This is a genomic window from Cupriavidus sp. 30B13, from assembly GCF_049059565.2.
Classification (GTDB): Bacteria; Pseudomonadota; Gammaproteobacteria; order Burkholderiales; family Burkholderiaceae; genus Cupriavidus.
Map to the genome: position 1 here is coordinate 705,533 of NZ_CP188223.1, position 22,593 is coordinate 728,125.

At 70.3% G+C, this 22,593-nt stretch carries 19 protein-coding genes; 9 read left to right on the forward strand and 10 right to left on the reverse strand.

Features of this window, described 5'->3' with window-relative positions; all coding sequences use genetic code 11:
• The first annotated feature begins 4 nt into the window (after positions 1–4).
• Positions 5–1,012: a cytochrome d ubiquinol oxidase subunit II gene (gene cydB, locus ACKI2N_RS03390; protein WP_420994610.1), complete on the forward strand. Its 1,008-nt coding sequence runs from the start codon at positions 5–7 to the stop codon at positions 1,010–1,012.
• A 76-nt stretch (positions 1,013–1,088) separates the two neighbouring features.
• Positions 1,089–2,009, forward strand: a complete 921-nt coding sequence (locus ACKI2N_RS03395) for a bestrophin family protein (protein WP_420994612.1) — start codon at positions 1,089–1,091, stop codon at positions 2,007–2,009.
• Between the two features lie 51 nt (positions 2,010–2,060).
• On the opposite strand, the gene ACKI2N_RS03400 is transcribed toward ACKI2N_RS03395, so the two are convergent.
• Positions 2,061–3,119 (reverse strand): Dyp-type peroxidase, encoded by a 1,059-nt coding sequence (locus tag ACKI2N_RS03400; protein ID WP_420994613.1) that lies wholly within the window; start codon positions 3,117–3,119, stop codon positions 2,061–2,063.
• A gap of 143 nt (positions 3,120–3,262) precedes the next feature.
• Here ACKI2N_RS03400 and ACKI2N_RS03405 point away from each other — a divergent pair, with 143 nt between their 5' ends.
• Both ACKI2N_RS03405 and ACKI2N_RS03410 read left to right on the forward strand, forming a co-directional pair.
• Positions 3,263–3,418 carry a DUF2474 family protein gene (locus ACKI2N_RS03405; RefSeq protein ID WP_420994614.1) on the forward strand — a complete coding sequence of 52 codons (156 nt, stop codon included), beginning with the start codon at positions 3,263–3,265 and terminating at the stop codon, positions 3,416–3,418.
• A gap of 95 nt (positions 3,419–3,513) precedes the next feature.
• The gene (locus tag ACKI2N_RS03410) at positions 3,514–3,711 is read left to right on the forward strand and encodes a hypothetical protein (RefSeq protein WP_420994615.1); all 198 of its coding nucleotides are present in this window, start codon (positions 3,514–3,516) and stop codon (positions 3,709–3,711) included.
• A 51-nt stretch (positions 3,712–3,762) separates the two neighbouring features.
• On the opposite strand, the gene ACKI2N_RS03415 is transcribed toward ACKI2N_RS03410, so the two are convergent.
• Complete coding sequence (locus tag ACKI2N_RS03415; protein ID WP_420994617.1) at positions 3,763–4,566, reverse strand: family 1 encapsulin nanocompartment shell protein; 804 nt, start codon at positions 4,564–4,566, stop codon at positions 3,763–3,765.
• Positions 4,567–4,980: 414 nt separating this feature from the next.
• Here ACKI2N_RS03415 and ACKI2N_RS03420 point away from each other — a divergent pair, with 414 nt between their 5' ends.
• The 3 genes from ACKI2N_RS03420 to ACKI2N_RS03430 all read left to right on the forward strand — a co-directional run bounded on the left by ACKI2N_RS03420 (position 4,981) and on the right by ACKI2N_RS03430 (position 10,712).
• Entirely contained in the window at positions 4,981–7,782 is a 2,802-nt protein-coding gene (locus tag ACKI2N_RS03420; protein ID WP_420994618.1) for an AAA family ATPase, read from the forward strand.
• A gap of 70 nt (positions 7,783–7,852) precedes the next feature.
• On the forward strand, positions 7,853–10,129 hold the full coding sequence (locus ACKI2N_RS03425) for an FdhF/YdeP family oxidoreductase (RefSeq protein WP_420994619.1): 2,277 nt from the start codon (positions 7,853–7,855) through the stop codon (positions 10,127–10,129).
• Positions 10,130–10,211: 82 nt separating this feature from the next.
• Entirely contained in the window at positions 10,212–10,712 is a 501-nt protein-coding gene (locus tag ACKI2N_RS03430; RefSeq protein ID WP_420994620.1) for a general stress protein, read from the forward strand.
• A gap of 252 nt (positions 10,713–10,964) precedes the next feature.
• Here ACKI2N_RS03430 and ACKI2N_RS03435 read toward each other — a convergent pair whose 3' ends face one another.
• A complete protein-coding gene (locus ACKI2N_RS03435) occupies positions 10,965–11,156 on the reverse strand; it encodes a hypothetical protein (RefSeq protein WP_420994621.1) in 192 nt (63 codons plus the stop codon).
• 198 nt (positions 11,157–11,354) lie between these two features.
• Positions 11,355–12,971 carry an MFS transporter gene (locus ACKI2N_RS03440; protein WP_420994622.1) on the reverse strand — a complete coding sequence of 539 codons (1,617 nt, stop codon included), beginning with the start codon at positions 12,969–12,971 and terminating at the stop codon, positions 11,355–11,357.
• Between the two features lie 311 nt (positions 12,972–13,282).
• Here ACKI2N_RS03440 and ACKI2N_RS03445 point away from each other — a divergent pair, with 311 nt between their 5' ends.
• Positions 13,283–13,804 (forward strand): molybdopterin-binding protein, encoded by a 522-nt coding sequence (locus ACKI2N_RS03445; RefSeq protein WP_420994623.1) that lies wholly within the window; start codon positions 13,283–13,285, stop codon positions 13,802–13,804.
• Positions 13,805–13,808: 4 nt separating this feature from the next.
• Here the strand turns inward: ACKI2N_RS03445 and ACKI2N_RS03450 are convergent, their stop codons facing one another.
• The 3 genes from ACKI2N_RS03450 to ACKI2N_RS03460 all read right to left on the reverse strand — a co-directional run bounded on the left by ACKI2N_RS03450 (position 13,809) and on the right by ACKI2N_RS03460 (position 17,324).
• Positions 13,809–15,116, reverse strand: a complete 1,308-nt coding sequence (locus ACKI2N_RS03450) for an MFS transporter (protein WP_420994624.1) — start codon at positions 15,114–15,116, stop codon at positions 13,809–13,811.
• Positions 15,117–15,211: 95 nt separating this feature from the next.
• The gene (gene uxuA / locus ACKI2N_RS03455) at positions 15,212–16,252 is read right to left on the reverse strand and encodes a mannonate dehydratase (RefSeq protein WP_420994626.1); all 1,041 of its coding nucleotides are present in this window, start codon (positions 16,250–16,252) and stop codon (positions 15,212–15,214) included.
• Between the two features lie 133 nt (positions 16,253–16,385).
• Entirely contained in the window at positions 16,386–17,324 is a 939-nt protein-coding gene (locus tag ACKI2N_RS03460) for a sugar kinase (RefSeq protein ID WP_420994628.1), read from the reverse strand.
• A gap of 420 nt (positions 17,325–17,744) precedes the next feature.
• Between ACKI2N_RS03460 and ACKI2N_RS03465 the strand changes: the two genes are divergently transcribed.
• A complete protein-coding gene (locus ACKI2N_RS03465) occupies positions 17,745–18,497 on the forward strand; it encodes a FadR/GntR family transcriptional regulator (protein ID WP_420994630.1) in 753 nt (250 codons plus the stop codon).
• Between the two features lie 78 nt (positions 18,498–18,575).
• On the opposite strand, the gene ACKI2N_RS03470 is transcribed toward ACKI2N_RS03465, so the two are convergent.
• The 3 genes from ACKI2N_RS03470 to ACKI2N_RS03480 all read right to left on the reverse strand — a co-directional run bounded on the left by ACKI2N_RS03470 (position 18,576) and on the right by ACKI2N_RS03480 (position 22,359).
• A complete protein-coding gene (locus ACKI2N_RS03470; RefSeq protein WP_420994631.1) occupies positions 18,576–19,559 on the reverse strand; it encodes a Bug family tripartite tricarboxylate transporter substrate binding protein in 984 nt (327 codons plus the stop codon).
• Positions 19,560–19,701: 142 nt separating this feature from the next.
• Complete coding sequence (locus ACKI2N_RS03475; RefSeq protein ID WP_420994632.1) at positions 19,702–20,661, reverse strand: LysR substrate-binding domain-containing protein; 960 nt, start codon at positions 20,659–20,661, stop codon at positions 19,702–19,704.
• 60 nt (positions 20,662–20,721) lie between these two features.
• Positions 20,722–22,359: a thiamine pyrophosphate-binding protein gene (locus ACKI2N_RS03480; RefSeq protein ID WP_426990413.1), complete on the reverse strand. Its 1,638-nt coding sequence runs from the start codon at positions 22,357–22,359 to the stop codon at positions 20,722–20,724.
• Positions 22,360–22,593: the final 234 nt, after the last annotated feature.

Below are 22,593 nucleotides of genomic sequence, written 5' to 3' on the forward strand. Positions count from 1 at the left end.
TTCCATGTCAATCGACCTGCCCGTGATATGGGCCGCCATCATCGGCCTCGGCGTTTTCATCTACGTGGTGCTGGACGGATTCGATCTTGGCATCGGCCTGCTGTTTCCCTTTTTCGAAGCCAGGGAAGACCGGCAGGTGATGCTCAATACCGTCGCGCCGGTCTGGGACGGCAACGAGACCTTCCTGGTGCTCGGGGGGGCCGGGCTGTACGGTGCCTTCCCGGTCGTCTACGCCACGCTGCTGCCGGCGAACTATCTGCCGCTGATCCTGATGGTGGTCGGGCTGATCTTCCGGGGCGCCGCATTCGAGCTGCGGGCGAAGGCAACCCGGACCCGGCACCTGTGGGATCTCGCCTTCATTGCCGGCTCCGCGCTCGCGTCCTTCTGCCAGGGCATCGTGCTCGGTTCGCTGCTGCAGGGAATCCGGATCGTCGACGCGCGCTTTGCCGGCGGCCCGTTCGACTGGCTCTCGCCGTTCAGCGTGTTCTGCGGCATCGGCGTGCTCGTCACCTACGCCACGCTCGGCTGCGGATGGCTCATCCTGAAGACGGACGGCGAACTGCAGCGCAAGATGCGGCTGCTGATGCGTCCGCTGGCGGGCGTGCTGCTGGCGGCCATGGCGGTCGTCAGCCTGTGGACGGTGGCGGGGTTGCCCGCGGTCGCCCATCGCTGGTTCGGCAGCGGCAACCTCGGCTGGTTCCTGCCGGTGCCTGTCCTGGTGCTGGCCTGTGTCTGGGGCATCTTCCGCGCGGTCCGGCTGCGGCACGAAACGGCGCCCTTCCTGCTGACGCTGGCGCTGTGCTTTCTCGGCTACAGCGGCCTGGTCATCAGCATCTGGCCGAACATCGTGCCGCCGTCGCTGACGATCTGGGAGGCCTCTTCCAGCCCCTCCAGCCAGCTCTTCGCGCTGGTCGGCACCGTGATTGTGCTGCCGGTCATCCTGGTCTACAACGCGATGCAGTACCGCGTATTCCGCGGCAAGGTGCGCGAGGGCGACGCCGGCTACCACTGACCCGGCCGGGTCCGGGCGCCGCCGCGGCGACCTGGCGCATTTCCCCAGCCGTTCCCATGCCAGAGAAGAAGACACCATGATCGTGAGGCCGCGGCAAAACTGGTTCCTGATGCTGTTCGTCTGGAACGGTTCGGTATTGCAGACCATCATTCCGCAACTGGTCTTCATGGGGGCCGTCAGCAGCCTGGCGGTGTTCACGCACGGGCGGGTCTTTGGCGAGAAGATCCCGCTCAATACGGCGCCGTTCACGCTGTTCGGCCTGGCGCTGGCCATCTTCCTCGCGTTCCGGAACAACGCCAGCTACGACCGCTTCAACGAGGCCCGCCACCTGTGGGGCAACCTGCTGATCGCATCGCGCACGCTCACGTCGCAGATGCTCTGCTACCTGCCGGAGAGCCCCGCCGGCGGGGATCGCGCCCGGCACGCCGGCATGCTGATCGCGTTCGTCTATGCGCTCAAGCACCGGCTGCGCATGACCGACCCGGCCGAGGACCTGCGCCGCCTGCTCGGCCCCGATCAGGCGGCAGCGCTGCACGGGAAATGCTACAAGCCCATGGCCGTGCTGAACGACATCCGCCGCAGCCTCGCCGGCTGCGGCGGACAGGCCGCCACGGCCGCCACCACGCGCTGGATGTTCGATGCCCAGATCGACGAACTGGGGAAGGTGCTCGGCGGCTGCGAGCGGATCGTCTCCACGCCGATCCCGTTTGCCTACAACGTGCTGCTGCATCGCACCGTCTACGCCTACTGCGTGCTGCTGCCGTTCGGCCTGGTCGACTCGACCGAGTTCTTCACGCCGCTGCTGTGCGTCTTCATCTCCTACACGCTGATCGCGCTGGAAGCGATCGCCGCCGAGGTCGCCGAGCCATTCGGGCTCGCACCGAACGCGCTGGCGCTCGATGCCATGACGCGCAATATCGAGCGGTCCATTCTCGAGCTTTGCGACTGCGAACTGCCGGCGGAAACGGTGCCGGTGCGGCCGTACCAGTTCACATAGCCGGCCGTCCCGCAGGGCGGGAGCCGCCCGGCGCCGGCATGCCAGGCCAGGTCAGTCGGCTGCCGCGGCGGCCTTGAGCGAGCCGATCTTCAGCGATCCGTCCGGGCGTTGCGTCTCGGGCGGCAAGGAGGAATCATGAGCGCCATCATCGGCCTGGACGGAATCCGGGCGACGGTCGGCGAGCGCTTCGAGCAGCGTGGCCGACGGAATGAAGAACAGCCCGCCGGTCACGGCCTTGCTGAAGTCGAGCAGCCGGTCATAGTTGCCGGGCGGCCGCCCCACGAACATGTTCTCGAGCATCTGCTCGATCGGCCTGGGGGAGCGGGCATAGCCGATGAAGAAGGTACCGAACTCGCCTTTGCCGGGCTGGCCGAACGGCATGTTGTCGCGCAGGATCTTCACCTCCTCGCCGTTTTCCTCGAGCGTGGTGAGCGAGCTGTGCGACGACGATGGCTTGACCGCCGCATCGAGCTCGATGTCCGACAGCTTGGTGCGGCCGATGATGCGCTCCTGCGTCTCGACGGGCAGGCTGTTCCAGCCGGCCATGTCGTGCAGATACTTCTGCACCATCACGTAGCTGCCGCCGGCGAACGGCAGGTCTTCGTCGCCGATGATGGTGAAATCGACGGCCTCGGCGCCGGTCGGGTTCTCGGTGCCATCGACAAAGCCCACCATGCTGCGCATGTCGAAGTAGCGGAAGCCATGCACTTCATCCACCACCGAAACCGCCTCCCCGAGCCGGCCCATCAGCTGGGTCGCGAGTTCGAAGCACAGATCCATCTGGTCGGCGCGGATGTGCAGGAGCAGGTCGCCCGGCGTCGCCGGCGCGCGGCGATCGCCGGAGCCGAACTCGCGGAAGGCGTGCAGGCCGGCGGGACGGGGGTCTCCGAACAGCCTGTCCCAGGCATCCGAGGCAAATCCGCACACGCACGACAGGTTGCCGGCGGGAACCCGCTTTCCGACGGAACGGACCAGCGCGGCGATATCCGCGCACAGCGCGCGCACGGTCTCGGCGTGGTCGTCGCCCGCCGCGACGACCGCAACGATGAAGATTGCGCTACGGGTGATCGGGCTGCAGACAGCTTGCTGTTCGGGGATGTTGTTAGGCATGGTGGGGAATGTTTTCCATATCGAAGTCGAACAATAGCGGAACGACAGGCTCCGATCAATTATCCGTCAGCGTTACCTATACTTCGTGCAGCCGCCGCCGGCCTGCGCGCAGTTCGGGGCCGGCGGCCCCCAGGACCGGAGAGATGAACAAGATGCCGGATCCGGCTTCAGGGCGCCGCCGCCGCTGGAAAGAACGGCTTTGGCTGGCCGGGCTCTGGCTGGCCGGGGTCGCCTCGGTCGCCCTCGTCGCGCAGGTCATCCGGCTTGCGATGGAGGCGATCGGGCTCCGGTCTCACTGAGGGCCGGGGCGGGCGCTTCGTTTGCGTCGGCGGCGTCGAGCGGCGAGTCGGGCAGGGCCCGGGCGGCACCGTGGTTTTCAGGAAGGAGTCCGAACATGCAGGAATTCGATTTCTACATCAACCTGGCAAAGCCGACCCTGGGCCTCTACGTGAACAAGGGAGCCGGCCTGCCCGACCTCGGGGATGCGGGCCAGTGGCAGTTCGAGGGGCAGGTCTCGCAGAGCGAGCTGCCGCCCGGGCTCCTGCGGGAACTGCAGGCCAATGGCCATGCCTTCCAGGAGCTGGGGGGGTGATCGCGCTCCCGGTTTCCGCCCGGGCGGCAGCATCCCGGGCGGCAGCGTCCATTACGCCGGGCGTCCAAGCACCACGGCCGCCTCGGAGGTCAGCATGAGAAAGGTGAGGGTTTCCTGGAAATAGAGGCGGACGGTGGCTTCGGTATGGCTGAGGTAGCCGATGGATACGTCCTGGCCAATATGCAGTTCGAAATCGCCACCGCGCTCGGTGAGCACCATGCCGCCTTCCATCGCCGGCGCCCAGATGATGTCGCCGTCCACGAGCTGGCGAATGTCGCGCAGGACGGGATAGCCGTTGTCGGTGGCCCCGCCGAGGGCCGTGAACGGCCGGTCGCCCAGCAGCAGCCGGTAGGGCCCCTCGACGCCGGCGCGGCGCAGCTCGTCCACCGCCTGCGCCACCACGGCCGGATAGCCGCCGATGTCGGGCGGCAGGCTCAGCGCGGCGTTGCTGGCGCCCTCGGCGATGCCCTGGATGCCCGCCGCCGCATAGCCTTCGAAGACCACGCGGTCCTCGGCGTTGGCGAGCTTGCGGGCCGCATCCTTCAGCGGCTGGAGGTCGGGATTGTTCGACCCGCGCTCGACGCTGTCCATCTCCAGGCGCGACAGCTCGAACGGGACGCGCAGTTCCACCAGCGCCCGCACGTCGCGCTGGACGGCTTCGATACCCTCGCCCGGCGACGCGATCTGCCGCAGCTGGCCGGTGCCGACCGCGGAGAGTTCGAGCCCCTTCGGTCCGATCAGGTCCACGACGCGCCGCGCCGCGAAGTAGCGCTTGAGCGTGCGGGAGGCTTCCTGCTCGATCTGCCCCCACGCGCCTTCGGAGAGTGGCGCGAGTTCCCGATGAAGATTGTTCATGTTGAAGGCTTCCTTTTGACTGGTCGCTGCGAATCGCATCGTCCTGCATCGTCATGCCGTCTTCGCCGCGTGTTTTGTGTTCCCTTCCTTGCGCCACGACCGCCGGCGTGCCGGCCGGGCGTGGCATCGCGTCGCTGCCCGGTCATTCTCGATGAACGTTCCGGGCCGGGCAAGAGCACAGCAAGGCTTCTTGCCCGTCGTCTCGCTGGAGACGGCCTCACTGTGCCCTAAGCGGCGCCCGGTGCCAAGGGGAAGCAAGCACAGTCGATTCGCACCGGCCGCTTCCAACTGTATCTTTGCGCCGGCGTGGCCATCGGCTATGTTAGCCAAAGGCTGATCTTTGCATTGCCGGCGTTCCGGCGAAGCGCGATCTTCGGCGCCCGCGCGCGCTGCTGCAACAGGGATCCTCACGCCATGCCAGTCCTCTGCGACATCTGCAACGCACGCCCCGCGGTCGCCCGCGTCACCGTGACGGAGAACGGGGAGCGCCGCACGCTCTCGATCTGCGACTATCACTACCGGCAGATGCTGCGGCACCAGGACATGCTCAATCCGTTCGACTCGCTGCTGGGCGGCGGCGGCGGGCTGTCGCACCTGTTCGGCGGCATGGGCGGCGAGGCCGGCCACGCGGGTTCGTTCTCCGCCGAGGTGCCGCGCGAGTCGGTCGACGCCGCGGACGCCTTCAGCGAGCAGACGATCGAGCTGTTGCAGCGCGCCGCGGAAAAGGCGCACGAGCTGCGCCGCACCGAACTCGACACCGAGCATCTGCTGTACGTGCTGGCCGACAACGACATCGCCGGCGCACTGCTCAAGGAACTCAAGATCTCGGCGCAGGACATCAAGTCCTATATCGACGAGCACGCGCGCACCGGGGAAGCGGATGCCGACGCGCCGCTCGACCGGATGACGATCTCGCCGCGCCTGAAGAAGGCCTTCCAGTTCGCCTTCCAGGCGTCGCACGAACTGGGCCACTCGTACGTCGGGCCCGAGCACCTGCTGATCGGCCTGGCCTCGGTGCCCGAGAGCATCGCGGGCGCGCTGCTCAAGAAATATGGCGTGACGCCGGAGGCCTTGCGCCAGAAGGTCGTCAAGGTGGTGGGCAAGGGCGCCGAGGATGGCCGCATCGAAGGCGGCACCGGCACGCCCACCCTCGACAAGTTCGGCCGCGATCTCACCGCGATGGCGCGCCAGGGCAAGCTCGACCCGGTGCTGGGCCGCGCCCAGGAAATCGAGAGCACGATCGAGGTGCTGGCCCGGCGCAAGAAGAACAATCCCGTGCTGATCGGCGAGCCGGGCGTCGGCAAGACGGCGATCGTCGAAGGACTCGCGCAGCGCATCGTCAACGGCGACGTGCCGGAAGTCCTGCGCGACAAGCGGCTCGTCGAAGTGAACATCAATGCCATGGTGGCGGGCGCGAAGTACCGCGGCGAATTCGAGGAGCGCGCCCAGAAGCTGATCGAGGAGGTCACGGCCAGGCAGGACTCGCTGATCCTGTTCGTGGACGAGCTGCACACCATCGTCGGGGCCGGGCAGGGCGGCGGCGAGGGCGGCCTGGACATCGCCAATGTGCTCAAGCCTGCGCTGGCGCGCGGCGAGCTCAGCCTGATCGGCGCCACCACGCTGAACGAATACCAGAAGTACATCGAGAAGGACGCCGCGCTCGAGCGGCGCTTCCAGCCGGTCCTGGTGCCGGAGCCGAGCGTCGAGCAGACCATCGTGATCCTGCGCGGCTTGCGGGACAAGCTGGAGGCGCACCACCAGGTGACCTTCTCCGACGACGCCTTCGTCGCCGCGGCCGAGTTCGCGGATCGCTACATCACGTCGCGCTTCCTGCCCGACAAGGCGATCGACCTGATCGACCAGGCCGCGGCGCGCGTGCGCATCGGCGCCACCTCCCGGCCGGCCGCGATCCAGGAACTGGAAGCGGAAGCCGCGCAGCTCAAGCGCGAGCAGGACTACGCCGCGTCGCGCAAGCGCTTCGACGAGGCCAAGCGCTTCGAGGAACGCATCGGCGAGAAGCAGAAGCAGCTCGACGAAGCCATGGAGGCATGGCAGCGCAAGACCGGCTCCGAGACGCTCGAGGTGACGGTGGCGACGGTGGCCGAGGTCGTGTCGCGCCTGACCGGCATTCCGGTCGCCGAACTCACGCAGGAAGAGCGCCAGAAGCTGCTCGGCATGGAGGCCCGGCTGCGCGAGCGGGTGATTGGCCAGGAGGATGCGGTGGTGGCGGTGAGCGACGCGGTGCGCCTGTCGCGCGCCGGGCTCGGCCAGTCGCACCGGCCGATCGCCACCCTGCTGTTCCTGGGGCCGACCGGCGTCGGCAAGACGGAGCTCGCCAAGGCCCTGGCCGAGACCGTGTTCGGCGACGAGCAGGCCATCATCCGCATCGACATGTCCGAGTACATGGAGCGCCACGCGGTGGCGCGCCTGATCGGCGCGCCGCCGGGCTACGTGGGTTACGACGAAGGCGGCCAGCTGACCGAACGCGTGCGGCGGCGGCCCTACAGCGTGATCCTGCTCGACGAGATCGAGAAGGCGCACCCCGACGTCTACAACGTGCTGCTGCAAGTGTTCGACGACGGCCGGCTCACCGACGGCAAAGGCCGCGTGGTCGATTTCAGCAACACCATCATGATCGCGACCAGCAACCTCGGGTCCGCCATCATCATGGACAACCTGGCCCAGCCCGAGGCCAGGCGCAAGTCCGACAAGGACCTCCGCGAGGCGCTGATGGGCGTCCTCAAGGGGCACTTCCGCCCGGAATTCCTCAACCGGATCGACGAGATCATCGTATTCAACGCGCTCGCCAGGGAGAACATCCGGGCGATCGTGCAGATCCAGCTCGACCGCATCGCGCGCACCGCGGCGGCGCAGGACATCACGCTCGGCTTTGGCGACGCGCTCGTCGAGCACCTGGTCGAGGTCGGCTACCAGCCGGAGTTCGGCGCGCGCGAGCTCAAGCGCCAGATCCGGCAGATCATCGAGACGCGCCTGGCCAGGGAGATCCTCGGCGACGCGCTCAAGTCCGGCGACAGCGCCAGGATCGACTACGACAAGGACAGCGGCGAGGTACGGTTCGACAAGCTCCCGGCCGGGCCCGGGGCCGGGGCAAAGGCAACGGACAGCGCGCCGGCCTCGCCGGCCGACGGGGCCCCGGCCCGGGAGAAGGCGCCGGAGCGCCGCGCCGGGCCGAAGCCGAAGAAGACAGCCGCATAGGGGCCGGCGCGGCGCGTCGCGCCGGCCCGATCGCATGGCGCCACAGTGTTCATCCATGGAGTGCATCAAAATGACCAATCGACGCGAAGTGCCCGGCATCAGGCAATACGACGGCCCCGCCGGCGGCTGGGGGGCGCTGCGGGCGACGGCCCAGGCCATCCGGCAGCAGATGGAAACCATCAAGGCCCCGATCACGCTGCTGCGGACCAACCAGCCCGACGGCTTCGATTGCCCGGGCTGCGCGTGGCCCGACAAGGAGCACCGCTCCAACTTCCAGTTCTGCGAGAACGGCGCGAAGGCCGTTACCTGGGAGGCGACCACCAAGCGCGTGCGCCCGGAGTTCTTCGCGGACAACACCGTGTCGTCGTTGCTGCAGCGATCGGATTTCGAGCTGGAGGACATGGGCCGCCTGACGCATCCGATGGTGTACGACCGCGCCACCGACAAGTTCCGGGCGGTCGAGTGGGACGAGGCCCTGGGCCGCATCGGGCAGATCCTGCGCGGCTTGCCGCCGGACCAGGTGGAGTTCTACACCTCCGGCCGGGCGTCGAACGAGGCCGCCTACCTCTACCAGCTCTTCGTGCGGGAGTACGGCACCAACAATTTCCCCGACTGCTCGAACATGTGCCACGAGCCGACCAGCGTCGGGCTGCCGCAATCGATCGGCATCGGCAAGGGCACCGTATCGCTCGAGGACTTCGATGCCTGCGATCTCATCATCTCGATCGGCCACAATCCCGGCACCAATCATCCGCGCATGATGGGCACGCTCCACGAAGCCTCGCGGCGCGACGTGCCGATCATCGTGTTCAATCCGCTGCGCGAGCGCGCGCTGGAGCGCTTCGCCGACCCGCAGAACTGGCTGGAGATGGCCACCTACGGCTCGACGCGGATCGCCTCGACCTATTTCCAGGTCAACGCCGGCGGCGACGCGGCCGCGCTCAAGGGCGTGATGAAGGCGCTGCTGGCGCTGGAGGCGGAACAGGGCAACGTGCTCGACCGCGAATTCATCGCCACGCACACGGCCGGCTTCGACGCCTTCGCGGCCGACCTTGCCGCCACGACGTGGGCGGACATCGAAAAGGCGAGCGGACTGCTGCAAGCCGATCTCGAACAGGTGGCCATCGCCTACGCGAAGGCCAACGCCGTGATCGTCACCTACGGCATGGGCGTCACCCAGCATAGCAAGGGCACCGCCAATGTCCGCCTGATCGCCGACCTGCTGCTGCTGCGCGGCAACTTCGGCAAGCCGGGCGCCGGCATCTGCCCGCTGCGCGGCCACTCCAACGTGCAGGGAAACCGCACGGTCGGCATCACGGAGAAGCCGTCGGAGGACTTCCTCGCGCGGCTCGAAGGCATCTTCGGCTTCGCGCTTCCGCGCGGGCACGGGCACGATGCCGTCAACGCCATGGAAGCGATGATCGACGGATCCGCGAAAGCGCTGATCTGCCTGGGCGGCAACTTCGCCGTCGCGCTGCCGGACCCCGGGCAGGCCTTTCCCGCCATGGCGAAGCTCGACCTGAGCGTGCACATCGGCACCAAGCTCAACCGCACGCACCTGCTGGTGGCGAAGGAAACCTACCTCTTTCCCTGCCTCGGGCGCACCGAGCTCGACGTGCAGCAGGGCGGCCCGCAATCGGTCACGGTCGAAGACTCGATGTCGATGGTCCACGCATCGGCCGGCAAGCTCGCCCCCGCTTCCGAGCACCTGCGCTCCGAGCCGGCCATCGTCGCCGGCATCGCGCACGCGACCCTGCCGGACAGCAAGGTCCCCTGGCTGGAACTGGTCGCCGACTACGACAAGATCCGCGACCTGATCGACAAGACCATCCCCGGCTTCGAAGCCTTCAACGAGCGCATCCGGACGCCGGGCGGATTCCGCCTGCCGTTGCCGCCGACCGAGCGCAAGTGGCACACGCCGTCGGGAAAGGCCGAGTTCTCCGTGTACGGCGGCGTGCACGAGGACGCCGAGGTCCTGGGCGGCGAGAACGTGCTGCGCCTGATCACGATCCGCAGCCATGACCAGTACAACACCACGATCTACGCGCTGGACGACCGCTATCGGGGCGTGTTCGGCCGCCGCGACGTGCTGTTCATGAACGAGGCCGACCTGGCCGCGCTCGGACTGGAACACGGGGACCTGGTCGACATCGAGACGCTGGTCTCGGACCGGCACTTGCGGCTCGGGAACATCACGGCGATCGCCTACGGCATCGCGCGCGGCTCCGTGGCCGCCTATTATCCGGAAGCGAACGTCCTGGTGCCGCTCGACTACATCGACAAGGAAAGCGGCACGCCGTCCTACAAATCCATTCCCGTGCGCGTGACGCGCGCGGCCGGCAGCTGAATCGATTTGCGCGGCGCATCGGGATACCCGCCGAACTAGTCGAACTAGTCGAACCATTCACCGAACGAACCGGAGAATCGCCATGGAAACGCAAAACGCCGTCACCGCGCTCTACGACACCCATGTCCTGGCCGAGGACGCCGTCCGCCGGCTGGCCAGCGCGGGCGTCGACATGAAGGCCATTTCGATCGTCGGCAAGGACTACCACACCGAAGAGCACGTGGTCGGCTACTTCAACACCGGCGACCGGGCGCGGTTCTTCGGCAAGCTCGGGGCATTCTGGGGCGGGCTGGCCGGCATCCTGTTCGGCTCGGCGCTGATGTTCATCCCGGTATTCGGCCACATCGTGGTGCTGGGCCCGCTTGCCGCGATGGTCGCCAGCGGCGTGGAGGGCGCGGTGCTGGGCGGCGGCGCCAGCGCCCTGGTCGGCGCGCTGACGGCGATCGGCGTGCCCAAGGATTCCGTGCTGCGCTATGAAACGGCGCTGAAGGCGGACAAGTTCCTCGTCGTCGTGCATGGCGACGCCGAAGCCGTCAGCCGCGCCCGCAGCGTGCTCGGGGACGGCGCCGCGAGCCCCGCCTGAGCGCTGGCGCGCGGGTGCCGCCCGCGCCACCGCGCCGACTTCGTGCTGTCACTATGCTCCGGCACAATTCGCTGCGAATCCGGATGGCGCGGACAAGCAGTGAATAGCCGTCGCCGTGCCGGGTGCCGCCTTGCCGATCGCGCCGGACGTGCGTCCCCAGAGACGCCGCAGGCTGGCGGGGCGGTCATTGATCGCGGGGAACCACTGGAGCCGTCTGCTTGACGGCTCTTTTTATTGCGGCGCACCGGGCGCCTAGTGGTCGTTGCTCTTGAGATGGGTCCAGCGGTCCGGCCCGTCCTCCGTCGTGGCGGACAGCAGGATGGTCTGCCCGCAGACTTCGCAACGGTAGACAAAGGCGTTGCCGCCCGCGCCGGCGTGGAACGTGCTGGCCTTGACCAGCCGCGGATGTGGCGGCAAATGGCCGGGGCGGTCGACTTGCGCCATGCATAGCTCGCAGAGTGACATGCCTGCCTCCTGGAAATAAGCTGCACGGACCACGAAATGCTGTGGTGCAGCATGAATCCAGTATAGAGGCCTTTCCCCGCCAGGGCAGCACTGCTTTGGTGTTAGTCACAGTCGTTTGCTTTTGGCGCGTGGGGCGTATCGGGCACGCGCGGCGCGCGTTCGCGCGACGGCGGCGGCTCAATTGACGGGCGGCGGCGGCGCCACCGCCAGCAGGTGGCGCACCTGCGGCGCGCCGGGGCCGCTGTGGAAGCGGCTGACGTCGCGCTGCAGGTCGGCATCCGCGTTCGGCACGCGCTCATGCTGGCGCAGGTGCTCGGCCCACGACTCCACCAGGAACCATTCGGTGAACGCGCCCGGGTCGGCGGCGTCTTCCATCACGCCCCAGTTGAACGCGCCGTCGCGCAGGCGCTCCTCGGACAGCGCGTGGACCGCGCGCAGGAAGCCGTCGCGGTTCTCGCTGCTGACGCGGTAGGCGATCTGGATCATCACCGGGCCGCGGTCGTGCGCCACCGCTTCGGCCAGCGCGGGCTCGGGCCAGTGCCGCGCCGGCACGAGGTCGTCCTCGCCGCGCGGCAGCTTGACCCGGTGCAGCGCCAGGCCGGCCACCGCCAGCCCGGCCGCCGCCACCATCAGCCCCCGGGCGATGCCCAGCTCCTGCGCGACCAAGCCCCACAGCAGGCTGCCGCCCGCCATCGCGCCGTTGAAGACCATCTGGTACACCGCCAGCGCGCGGCCGCGCACCCAGTTCGGCAGGATCGCCTGCGCGGTGCCGCCGAGCGTGGTCAGCGCCATGATCCACGCCGCCCCCAGCAGGAGCAGCAGCGGCAGCGCCAGCCACACCGGCGGCGCCGCCGCCAGCGCCGCCATCACCGCCGCGGTGGCGAGCGCGGACAGCAGCACCAGGCCATCCGCATCGAGTCGGCGCTGCAGGCGCGGCATGGCCAGCGCGCCGAGGATGGCGCCCGCGCCCACCGCGCCGAGCAAGACGCCGTAGAGGCTGGCGCCGCCGTGCAGCAATTGCTTGGCCACCAGCGGCAACAGCGCCCACACGCTGCTGCCGAACGCGAAGTGGCAGGCCGAGCGCGCCAGCACCACGTGCAGCCTGCGGTGCGCGCGCGTGAAGCGCAGCCCGGCGCGGAAGGCGCCGAAGAACTGCTCGCGCAGCGGATCGTCGGCGCGGGCGGGGCGCTTCCACCACAGCAGCGCCGCCACCACGAAGACGTAGCTGGCGAGGTCGAAGCCATAGGTCACGGCCGCGCCGAAGGCCGCCAGCAGCAGCCCCCCGGCGGCCGGGCCGATGGCGCGCGCGATATTGACGCCGAGCGCGTTGAGCGCCACCGCGTTCTTGAGCTCGCGCTGCGGCACCAGCTCCGGCACGATCGATTGCCAGGTCGGTCCCATCATGGCCGCGCCGATGCCGCCGGCGAAGGCCATCGCCACCAGGATCTCGATGGTCAGCGCGCCGCGCCAGGCCAGCGTCATCAGCGTGCCGCTCACCAGCGCCAGCCCGGCCTGGATCACGATCAGGAAGCGGCGCCGGTCGAGGATGTCGGACAGCACGCCGGCGGGAATCGCCAGCAGGAACACCGGCAAGGTGGCCGCGGCCTGGATCATGGCCACGGCCGCGGGCGAGCCTGACAAGTCGGTGGCCAGCCAGGCGCTGGCCACGTCGCGCATGAAGCTGCCCACGTTGCCCAGCACCGTGGCCGCCCACAGCACGGCGAAGGTGGTCTGCGCCAGCGGCGCGAAGCTGCCCGCCGGCTTGGCGCCGGTCGTGCCGTCGGCCGCCGTCACGGCGCCGCCCGGTGGCCGGCCACGCGGGCGCCGGGCCGGCAAGCGGATACACGTCGGGTCATTGCGCTACCTCCGTGGGCTGGATGCCCGGCGCCTGCCAGCGTCGCGCGGGACGTGAGTGCATGGTAGGCAAGAGTGCGAGGAAGCACAACGGGCGCGCGCCGCCCGCGCGCCGGCCATGGCCGGCGGCGCCGGCGGCACCCGCGCTGCCACGGCGCGGCGGCGGCGGGGTTCGTCGTTATATTCGGCGATATACTACGAGCCGGTTTCGCGGCCGCGCGCGGGAACCGATGACACGGAGGCACGACGCCATGTTGACCGATACCTCACCGCCCACGCATCCGCCGCAGACGCAGGCAGCCAGGCATTTCTCCGACAGCATCGCCGTGGCCGGCGTGCTGCCCGGCAGCCGCAGCTTCGGCCGCGACGACCTGCTCGCCATGGCCGACGTGCGCAGCGGCCCGGCCACCATCCAGTGCTATTCGGGACGGCATGTGCGCGACCTGGGCGGCATGCGCGGCGTGCGGCTGACGGCGCTGCTGGACGCGGCCGGCATGCAATCGCTGCCGCGCGCCGCATGCAAGCGGCTGGTCATCGCCGCGCTGGCCGGCGACGGCTATGCCTGCCTGTTCACCTGGCACGAGCTCTACAACACGCCGGTGGGCGAGGGCGCCATCGTGATGGTGGAGCAGGACGGCGTGGCATTGCCGCCGTCCGCCGGCGGCCTGCAGCTGGTGTCGCTGGCCGACCTGCGCCTCGGCCCCAGGCAGGCCAGCGCCGTGAACCGCATCGAGGTGCACGGCTGGCAGGCCGCGTGCCGGCAGGCCAGCTAGCAGGTCAGGGCGCCGTCGCCACCCCGCGCCCGCCCGCCGCGGCCCGGGCCGGCAGCGGCGGCAGCGGTTCGATCTTGCCGACCACGAACAGGTAGGACAGCGCGCCCACCACGCACAGCGCGCCGGCCACCGACAGCGGAATCACGAACGAGCCCTTGGTGATGGTCAGCATCACGCCCGTGAAGGTGGTGATGAAGATGCCCGCGAGGTTGCCGGCGAAGTTCTGGATGCCGCCGATCGAGGCGACGTGCGAGCGCGACGGCGCGACCTCGCCGACCAGCGTCCACACGTTGGCGCCGGCGAACGACAGGCTCGCGTAGGCCAGCGCGAACAGCGCCAGGCACGCGGCGGTGCTCTCCACCACCGCCGAGAACGCGATCGACGACGACATCAGCATGCCGAACACCAGGCAGGTCTTGCGGGCCCTGGTGGCGCTCCAGCCGCGCCTGAACAGCGCATCGGACACGTAGCCGCCGAGCCAGCCGCCCGGGATCGCCAGCAGCGCGGGCAGCATGCCCAGCGTGCCGAGCGACGCCAGCGAAAAGCCGCGCGACTGCAGCAGGTAGCTGGGGAACCACGTGATGAAGAAGTAGATGGCGAAGTTCAGGCAGAACATGCCGATCATCATTCCCCAGATGGTGCGGTAGCGGAACAGGTCCAGCCACGCCACCCGCGCCGCGCCCTCGGCCTCCACCGGGCCGCCGCGCTGCGCCAGCAGCGCATCCACGGCCCGCGGCGCGACCGCGCGGTAGCGTTCCGGGTCGCGGTAGATGAACCACCACGCCAGCGCCCACACCAGGCCGAGCGCGCCGGTGACCACGAACGAGCCGCGCCAGCCCACCACCGAGATCAGCCACGCCACCAGCGGCAGCGACAGCGCCGAGCCCACGCGCGAGCCGCTGTCGAAGATGCTGCTGGCCAGCCCCCGCTCGCTGCGCGGGAACCAGTTGTAGGCCACCTTGGCGAACGACGGGATCGCCGCCGCCTCGCCCACGCCCAGCATCAGCCGCACGCCGACGAGCTGGCCGATGCCGCGCGCCGCGCCGGTCGCCACCGTGAACAGCGACCACCAGCCCACCGCCAGCGCCAGGCTCACGCGCACGCCCACCTTGTCGATGAACCAGCCCGCCGGCAGCTGCAGGAACGCGTAGGTCCAGAAGAACGCGCTCAGCACCAGCCCCATGCCGGCCGCGTCGAGCCCGAGGTCGGCGCGGATGCCTGGCGCGGCGATGGCGAGGTTGGCGCGGTCGATGAAGTTGATCACGTTGGCAAGAAAACACATGAAGATCATGGCCCAGCGGATTCTCGGCATGACTGTCTCACTCCCTTGTTTTATGTAGAAGACCGGGTCCCCGCCCATGCCGTGCCGCGACGGCACGCCGGCGCGGGTACCCGCTGCGGCGCGCGTCAGGACAGCTTTGCCATCGCTTCCCACAGCCCGTTGATGTACACCGCGCCGAGCGCGCGGTCATAGAGCCCGTAGCCGGGCTTGCCGGTCTCGCCCCAGATCATGCGGCCGTGGTCGGGGCGGAAATGGCCGGTGAAGCCGACGTCGTGATAAGCCTTGACGATGGCGGCGAGGTCGAGCGAGCCGCAGCTCGACAGATGGGCCGTTTCCTCGAAGTCGCCCTCGGGCGTGATCTTGACGTTGCGCAGGTGGGCGAAGTGGATGCGCCCCATGCCGCCGAACTCGCGCACCAGCGCCTCCACGTCGTTCTGCGGCCCCGTGCCGAGCGAGCCGGAGCACAAGGTCAGCCCGTTCTCGGGCGCGTCGACCATGGCCAGGATGCGGGCCAGGTCGTCGCGGTCCTTGACGATGCGCGGCAGGCCGAAGATCGGGCGCGGCGGGTCGTCCGGGTGGAGCGCCATCTTGATGCCGGCCTCCCTGGCCACCGGGACGATGGCTTCGAGGAAATACGCCAGGTGCGCGCGCAGCTTGTCCTCGTCCACGTCCGCGTATTCGGCCAGCAGCGCCTTGAGCTCCTCTGGCTTGTAGCTCGAATCCCAGCCCGGCAGCGCGATGCCCTTGCCGAGGTCGAGCGCTTCGACTTCCTTCGTGCTGAAGGCGAGCGCGGTCGAGCCGTCCTCCAGCACCTTGGACAAGGTGGTGCGGGTCCAGTCGAACACCGGCATGAAGTTGTAGCAGATCACCTTGACGCCGCACCGGCCGAGGTTGCGGATGGTCTGCTGGTAGTTGGCGATGTAGCGCTCGCGGCTCGGCTTGCCGAGCTTGATGTCCTCGTGCACGGGCACCGACTCGACGACTTCGAAGCGCAGCCCGGCCGCATCGATCCTGGCCTTGAGCGCTTCGATCTTGTCGACGGGCCAGGCTTCGCCGACGGGCACGTCGTAGATCGCCGACACGATGTCGGTCATGCCGGGAATCTGGCGGATGTACTGGAGCGAAACCGGATCGGAATCGCCGTACCAGCGGAAAGACATCTTCATCAGGGAACTCCTTGGTCGGGCGGGGCGGGCCATCGTGGCGGCCCGCCGCCGGTGTGTTGGCGCGGCGCCGGGCCGCGCGAATCCGGGTGTGTCCGCGCGCGTGGCGCGGCGTATGCGTCAATACGTCAATGCGTCAATGCGGCAGTTCGCTGCGCCGCGGCAGGCCGTCCATGTCGCCGATGCTCTGCAGCGCGCGCGCGCCGATCCAGTTGCCGCGCGCCAGCGCCGCGGGCCAGCCGAGCCCTTCGAGCCGCGCGCTCAGCACGCCCGCCGCGAAGCCGTCGCCGGCGCCGACCGTGTCGACGATCCTGGCCACCGGCACGCCGGGCACCGTGCCCTGCTCGCCGGCCGTGCGGTAGTACGCGCCATCGGCGCCGAGCTTGACGATGACGGCCTGCGCGCCGCGTTCGAGATAGAACGCGGCGATGTCGGCGGGGTCGTCGCGGCCCGTCAGCAGGCGGCCTTCGGCTAGCCCGGGCATGACCCAGTCGGCCAGCGCGGCGAGGCGGTTGATGTGCCCGGCCATCGCGGCGCGGCCGGGCCACAGGCCGGGCCGCAGGTTGGGGTCGAACGAGATGCCGCGGCCGGCCTCGCGCATGAAGCGCATGCTGTGCTCGACCAGTTCGGCCGCGCTGCCGGAGAGCGCGGGCGAGATGCCGGTGACGTGGAGATGGCGCGCCGCGGCGAAGCGCGCGGCGTCGAAATCGCGCAGCGACAGCGCGCTGGCCGCCGAGCCGCGGCGGAAATACTCGACCGCGGGATCGGCGCCGGCGGCCGCGCGCGACTTCAGCATGAAGCCGGTCGGGCGCGTGGCGTCGCGCGTGACCTGCGCGCAGTCGACGCCTTCGCGCGCCACGCTGTCGAGCACGAAGTCGCCGAACGAATCGGTGCCCAGGCGGCTGACCCAGGCGACCTTGAGCCCGAGCCGGGCCAGCCCGATCGCCACGTTGGTCTCGGCGCCCGCCAGGCGCCGCGTGAAGTGCTCCACGTCGCGCAGCGCGCCGGCTTCGCCGGCCACGAACAGCGCCATGCTCTCGCCGAGCGTCACCACGTCGATGGCCGCGGCGCTCATGCGCGGGCTCCGGCGCGGGCGGGCACCGGCGTTGCGATGGGGCGGGGCGGACGGGGTTGCGCGGCGGCAACGGAGGACAAGCGCATGGAACGGGGCAACGGCACGGCCAGCCGGGGCAGGCGAGCGGCGCACGAAGTTGGCAAAATTGGTTAGACCAGATAATGATTGGTGTACCAAAATACGCCAACGATGGTTTACCACTAGAAAGACCGGATGGCTGGCGCCGTGCCGCCCCATTTGAGACTGATGGCCGACATTGGCGGGGCGGCTGCCGCCGCAAGCGCGGCACAGGCGCGCTTCGCGTTTATCATTGCGGCATGCCAGCCGCCGCTGGCCGGTTCACCAGTTGGCCGGCAATGGCCGGATGGCCGCCCGGTTCGCCGCGCAGGCGCCCCTCATTCCATTTCATCGAGGCAGTCAATGACCGAGCTCACGCTCGCCCAGGGCAATATCGCGGATGCGGCCGATCCGGCGCGCGGCGCGGGAGACCGCTCCTACCAGGCGCTGGCCCGGCAGATCGTCCAGCTGATCGCATCGGGCGAGCTGGCTGCCGGCATGCGGCTGCCTTCCGAGCGCACGCTGGCCGAGCGCTTCGGCGTGAGCCGCACCTCGGTGCGCGAGGCGATCATCGCGCTCGAGGTGCAGGGCATCGTGGAGGTCCGGCTGGGTTCGGGGATCTATGTGACGGCCGGCGTCGGCGCCGCCCCGTCGGCGCGGCCCGTCGCGTTCGAGTTTCCGCGCGGCCCGGGGCCGATCGAGGCGTTGCGCGCGCGCGCGCTGATCGAATCGCAGGTGGCGGGGCTGGCCGCCACCGAGCGCAAGGACGCCGACCTCGACCGCATCTTCGCGGCGCTGGCGACGATGCGCGAGAACATGGACGACAAGGCCGCCAACGAGGCGTCCGACCGCGAGTTCCATCTGTGCATCGCGGCGGCCACCGGCAACAACGTGCTGCTGCACGTGGTGACGGCCATGTGGGACGGCGCGCGCAGCGACCCGCTGTGGGCCAAGATCGAGCAGCATTTCCACAGCCGCAAGATGCGCGTGGCCTCGCAGGAGGAGCACCAGCGCATCTTCGCCGCCATCATGGCGCGCGACGCCGAGGCCGCGCGCGCGGCCATGAGCGCGCACCTGGACCGCGTGGTCAACGAATTCACGCAGGCCTGGCGCTGAGGCGGCGCCGGGGCGCCGCGGCGGGTTGGGCGGACCAGGCGGGCGGCCCGGCGGCCCGCCGCCCGGGATCGGCCGGCTTTACTCCGCGCTGGCGCCGGAGTCCTTGGCCACCTTGGTCCACTTGACCGTCTCGGTGCGGATGAAGCCGGCCAGCTGCGCGGGCGTCATGTCGCCGGCGGTCACGCCCTGTTCCTCGAAGCGCTTCTGCACGTCGGGCTGCCTGAGCAGCCTGGCCAGCTCGGCGGCCACGCGCTGCTCCACCGCCGGCGGCGTGCCGTGCGGCGCCATCACGGCGTACCACGTGGTCACTTCGAAGCCTTTCACGCCGCTCTCGTCCAGCGTGGGCACGCCCGGGTAGGCGCCCGAGCGCTTCGCCGTCGTCACCGCGAGCGCGCGGACCTTGCCGCTGCGCACGTGCGGCGCGGCCGACGGGCTGGTCTCGATGGCCATCTGGATCTGGCCGGCGATGAGGTCGGTCATCATCGGCGCGCCGCCCTTGTAGGGCACGTGGGCGATGTCGGTGCCGGTCATCGAGCGGAACAGCTCGCCGGACAGGTGCTCGGTGCTGCCGGTGCCGGCCGAGCCGTAGTTGACCTTGCCCGGATGCGCCTTGATGTAGGCGATCAGCTCCGGCACGTTCCTGGCCGGGATCGACTGGTTGACCAGCAGCACGTTGGGCGTCAGCGCGGCCAGCCCGACGGGATCGAGATCCTTGACGAAGTCGTAGGGCAGGGACTTGTAGATGCCGGGCGCCATGGTGTGCGCCACCGTGGCCAGCAGCAGGGTGTAGCCGTCCGGCTGCGCGCGCGCCACGATGCCGGCGCCGAGCGTGCCGCCCGCGCCGGGGCGGTTGTCCACCACCACCGGCTGGTGCAGCGCCTCGCCGAGCTTCTGGCCGATGGTGCGGCCGATGATGTCGGTGGTGCCGCCCGCGGCGAACGGCACCACCAGCGTGACCGGCTTGGCGGGCCACGGCTCGGCCGCGAACGGCGCGGTGCCTGCCGACATGAGGATGGTGCCGAGGATGCCGGCGAGCGCGGCGCGGCGGGCGGTGGACTGCATGATGTCTCCTGGAGGGATGGCTCTTGTCGTGGCGTGCGTCCGGCGCCGGGCAATGCAGGGGCATGCGCCGGCGCGGCGCGCTGTTGGCGTGACTGTACGCAGCGCCGCGCGGCGGCGCCAGTCACGTTGCGGCAAGGGGTCTTCAGGATTCGTGAAGGGTGGCGCCCGGCCAGCGGCCCTCGGTGACCAGCGCGCGCGTCACGCTGGCCAGCACGCTGCGCGCGGCCAGGCCGGCCGGCGACAGTTCGTCGTCGCACAGGCTGACCAGCAGGTTGGGCCGGCACACCGTGCCGGAGCCATTGCCGCCATTGGCGCCATTGCCGCCGTCGGCGATCTCGGTCATGGCGAGCGGCTCGCCCAGCAGCCGCGCCACCGCGGCGCCGGGCTGGATGGTGGCGCCCAGCCCGGCGCGCACCGCGTCCATCAGCATGGCCAGGCCGTCGATCTCGGCCACCACGTTGGGCTGGTGCTGGCCGCGCGCGAACGCCTGGTTGAGCAGCGCGCGCAGGCCGTGCGGGCTGCTCGGCAGGATCAGCGGCAGCGCGCCGAGCTGCTCCAGTTCCAGCGGCCCGCCGGCGGGCATGCCGGCCAGCCCGTCGCGCGCGATCAGGAACAGGCGCTCCTCCAGCAGCGGCGTCACGCTCCAGCGCTGGCCGGCCTCGACCTGGAACAGCACGGCCAGGTCGAGCTGGCGCGCGCCGATCATCGCGGCCAGGTTGCCGGACAGGTTCTCCACCAGGTGCAGGCGGATGTCGGGATAGCGTGCGCGCATGGCGAGCAGGAAGGGCAGGCCGAGCACGGCCACGGTGCTGGGCGCCATGCCCACGCTGACGTGGCCGGACAGGCGCGCGAGCTGGGCCGCGCGCACTGCGTCGTCGGCATGGCGGATCGCCAGCTGGGCCTGGCGCCAGAAGGCCAGGCCGGCGTCGGTGGGCACCGCGCCGCTGGAGGTGCGCTGCAGCAGGCGCGTGGACAGCTCGCTCTCCAGCCGGCTGATCTGCTGGCTCAGCGCGGAGGTGACCACGCCCAGCTTGTGCGCCGCCTGTCCCATGCTGCCCATCTCCACCACCTGGACGAAATAGCGTAGCTGCCGAAGTTCCATGTCTGCCTTTCTTTTGGTTTTCCCGTACCTGGCATTGTGTACCGCGCCCGTGCACCGCGCCTAGCCGCGCGCCACCATCGACGCCACCACCGGCGCCGCCACGCCTTCGATCCGCACGTTGACGCAGGCCGGCCGGCCCGAGGCAATGGCGCGCCGCACGGCGGGCAGCAGTTCCGGGGCCGTCCGCACCAGCTCGCCGTGGCCGCCGAAGGCCGCGCATACCTGGTCGTAGCGCGTGGGCAGCAGCTCGCAGCCGACCAGGCGGTCCCGGCCGTAGCTGTTCAACTGGATCTGGTACTCGGCGTTCCAGCGCGCGTCGTTGCCGACCACGGCGACGAACGGCAGGCCGTAGCGCAGCGCGGTGTCGAACTCGGCGATATGGAAGCCCGTGCTGCCGTCGCCCATCATGGCGATCACGGGCGCGTCCGGCTGCGCCAGCCGCGCCGCCAGCGCCATCGGCAGGCCCGCGCCGATGGCGCCCGCGGGCCCGTTGATGACGCGGTGCGGCGCCTGCAGGCAGGCCTGCGCCCACTGCCCGAACTCGCCGCCGTCGGACACCAGCACCGCATCGGGGTGGCTGTCCAGGATCGCCTGCAGCGGGCGGCACGCCTGCGCCGGGTGCAGCGCGCCGGCGCCGGCCGCGGTGTCCCACGCCGCCGGCCGGTAGCGGATGGCGGCCGCCACCTCGTCGCGCCACGCGGCGTGCCTGTGGGCGCCGTCCGCGCACGCCATCAGTTGCGCGATGGCGCTGCCCGCCCCGGCCTGCCGGGCGAAACGCAGGCGCGCGCCCGCCGCGCGGCGGGCGCGCGCCAGCTCGGCCTCGTCGGCGTCGATCTGCAGGAAGGCGCAGTCCGGCGCGAAGGCGGGCGCGGCGCCGAAGCGCAGCGTGAAGTCCAGGCGCTTGCCCAGCAGCAGCACGCAGTCGGCCCGCGCCAGCATTTGCGCGAACGCGCCCAGGCCCGGGTCGGCGATGCCGCGCGGACTTTCCATGCCGGCCACGGGGATGCCGGTGCGCGCCTCCAGCGCCGCGGTGGCGGCGCGGCCGCGCGCGCCCAGCCAGGCCGGCCCGGCCAGGATCAGCGGGCGCTGCGCGCCCGCCAGCAGCGCCAGCGCGGCCCGCGCGTCCTGCGCGCCGAGCGCGGGCGCATCGGCCGGCGCGGCGATCGACGCGGGCGTGCCGGCGTGGCGCACGAGGTCTTCGAGCGCGTCGGTGGGCAGGCTCAGGTGCACCGGGCCGGGCCGCCCGGCGGCGGCGATGCGCATCGCCAGCGCCACGTCGGCGGCGACGGCGTCCGCGCCGGCGCAGGTCCAGGCCGCCTTGCACACCGGCGCCGCCATCTCGGCCTGGCGCATTTCCTGGAACGCGCCGAAACCGTGCTGCCGGTTGGGCGCGTGGCCCGACAGCAGCACCACGGCAGATTCCGACATCTGCGCGGTGTAGAGCGCCGAGATCGCGTTGGCGTGGCCGGGGCCGCCCGTGACCAGCGCCACGCCGACCTCGCCGGTCAGGCGCGCCCAGGCGTCCGCCATGTGCACGGCGGCGGCTTCGTGGCGCGTGTGCAGCAGCGTGATGCCGGCGTCGAGGCAGGCGTCGAAGACCGGCATGACGTGGTTGCCGGACAAGGTGAAGATGCGGCGCACGCCGGCTTGCGCCAGCGTGGCGGCGAGCGCGTCGGCGCCGCGTGGGGACTTCGCCATCTGTGTTTTCCTGTGTTTGCGGTTTTCGTGGGCGGCCCGCGGCGGGGCGCGCCCCGCAGTTTGCCAGCCCGGCGGCGCATCGGTTTCCGGGCCCGTTCCCCGATGCGTCCCCATTTTCTCCTGACAGCGTACTGTCAGGAGATGTCAGCGCCACACCCGGGTCCCGGGCACGCGCGCGTGCTTCGGGATAGGATAGCGGCCTGATCGTACCAATACCGCATGCTGCATGCCGCC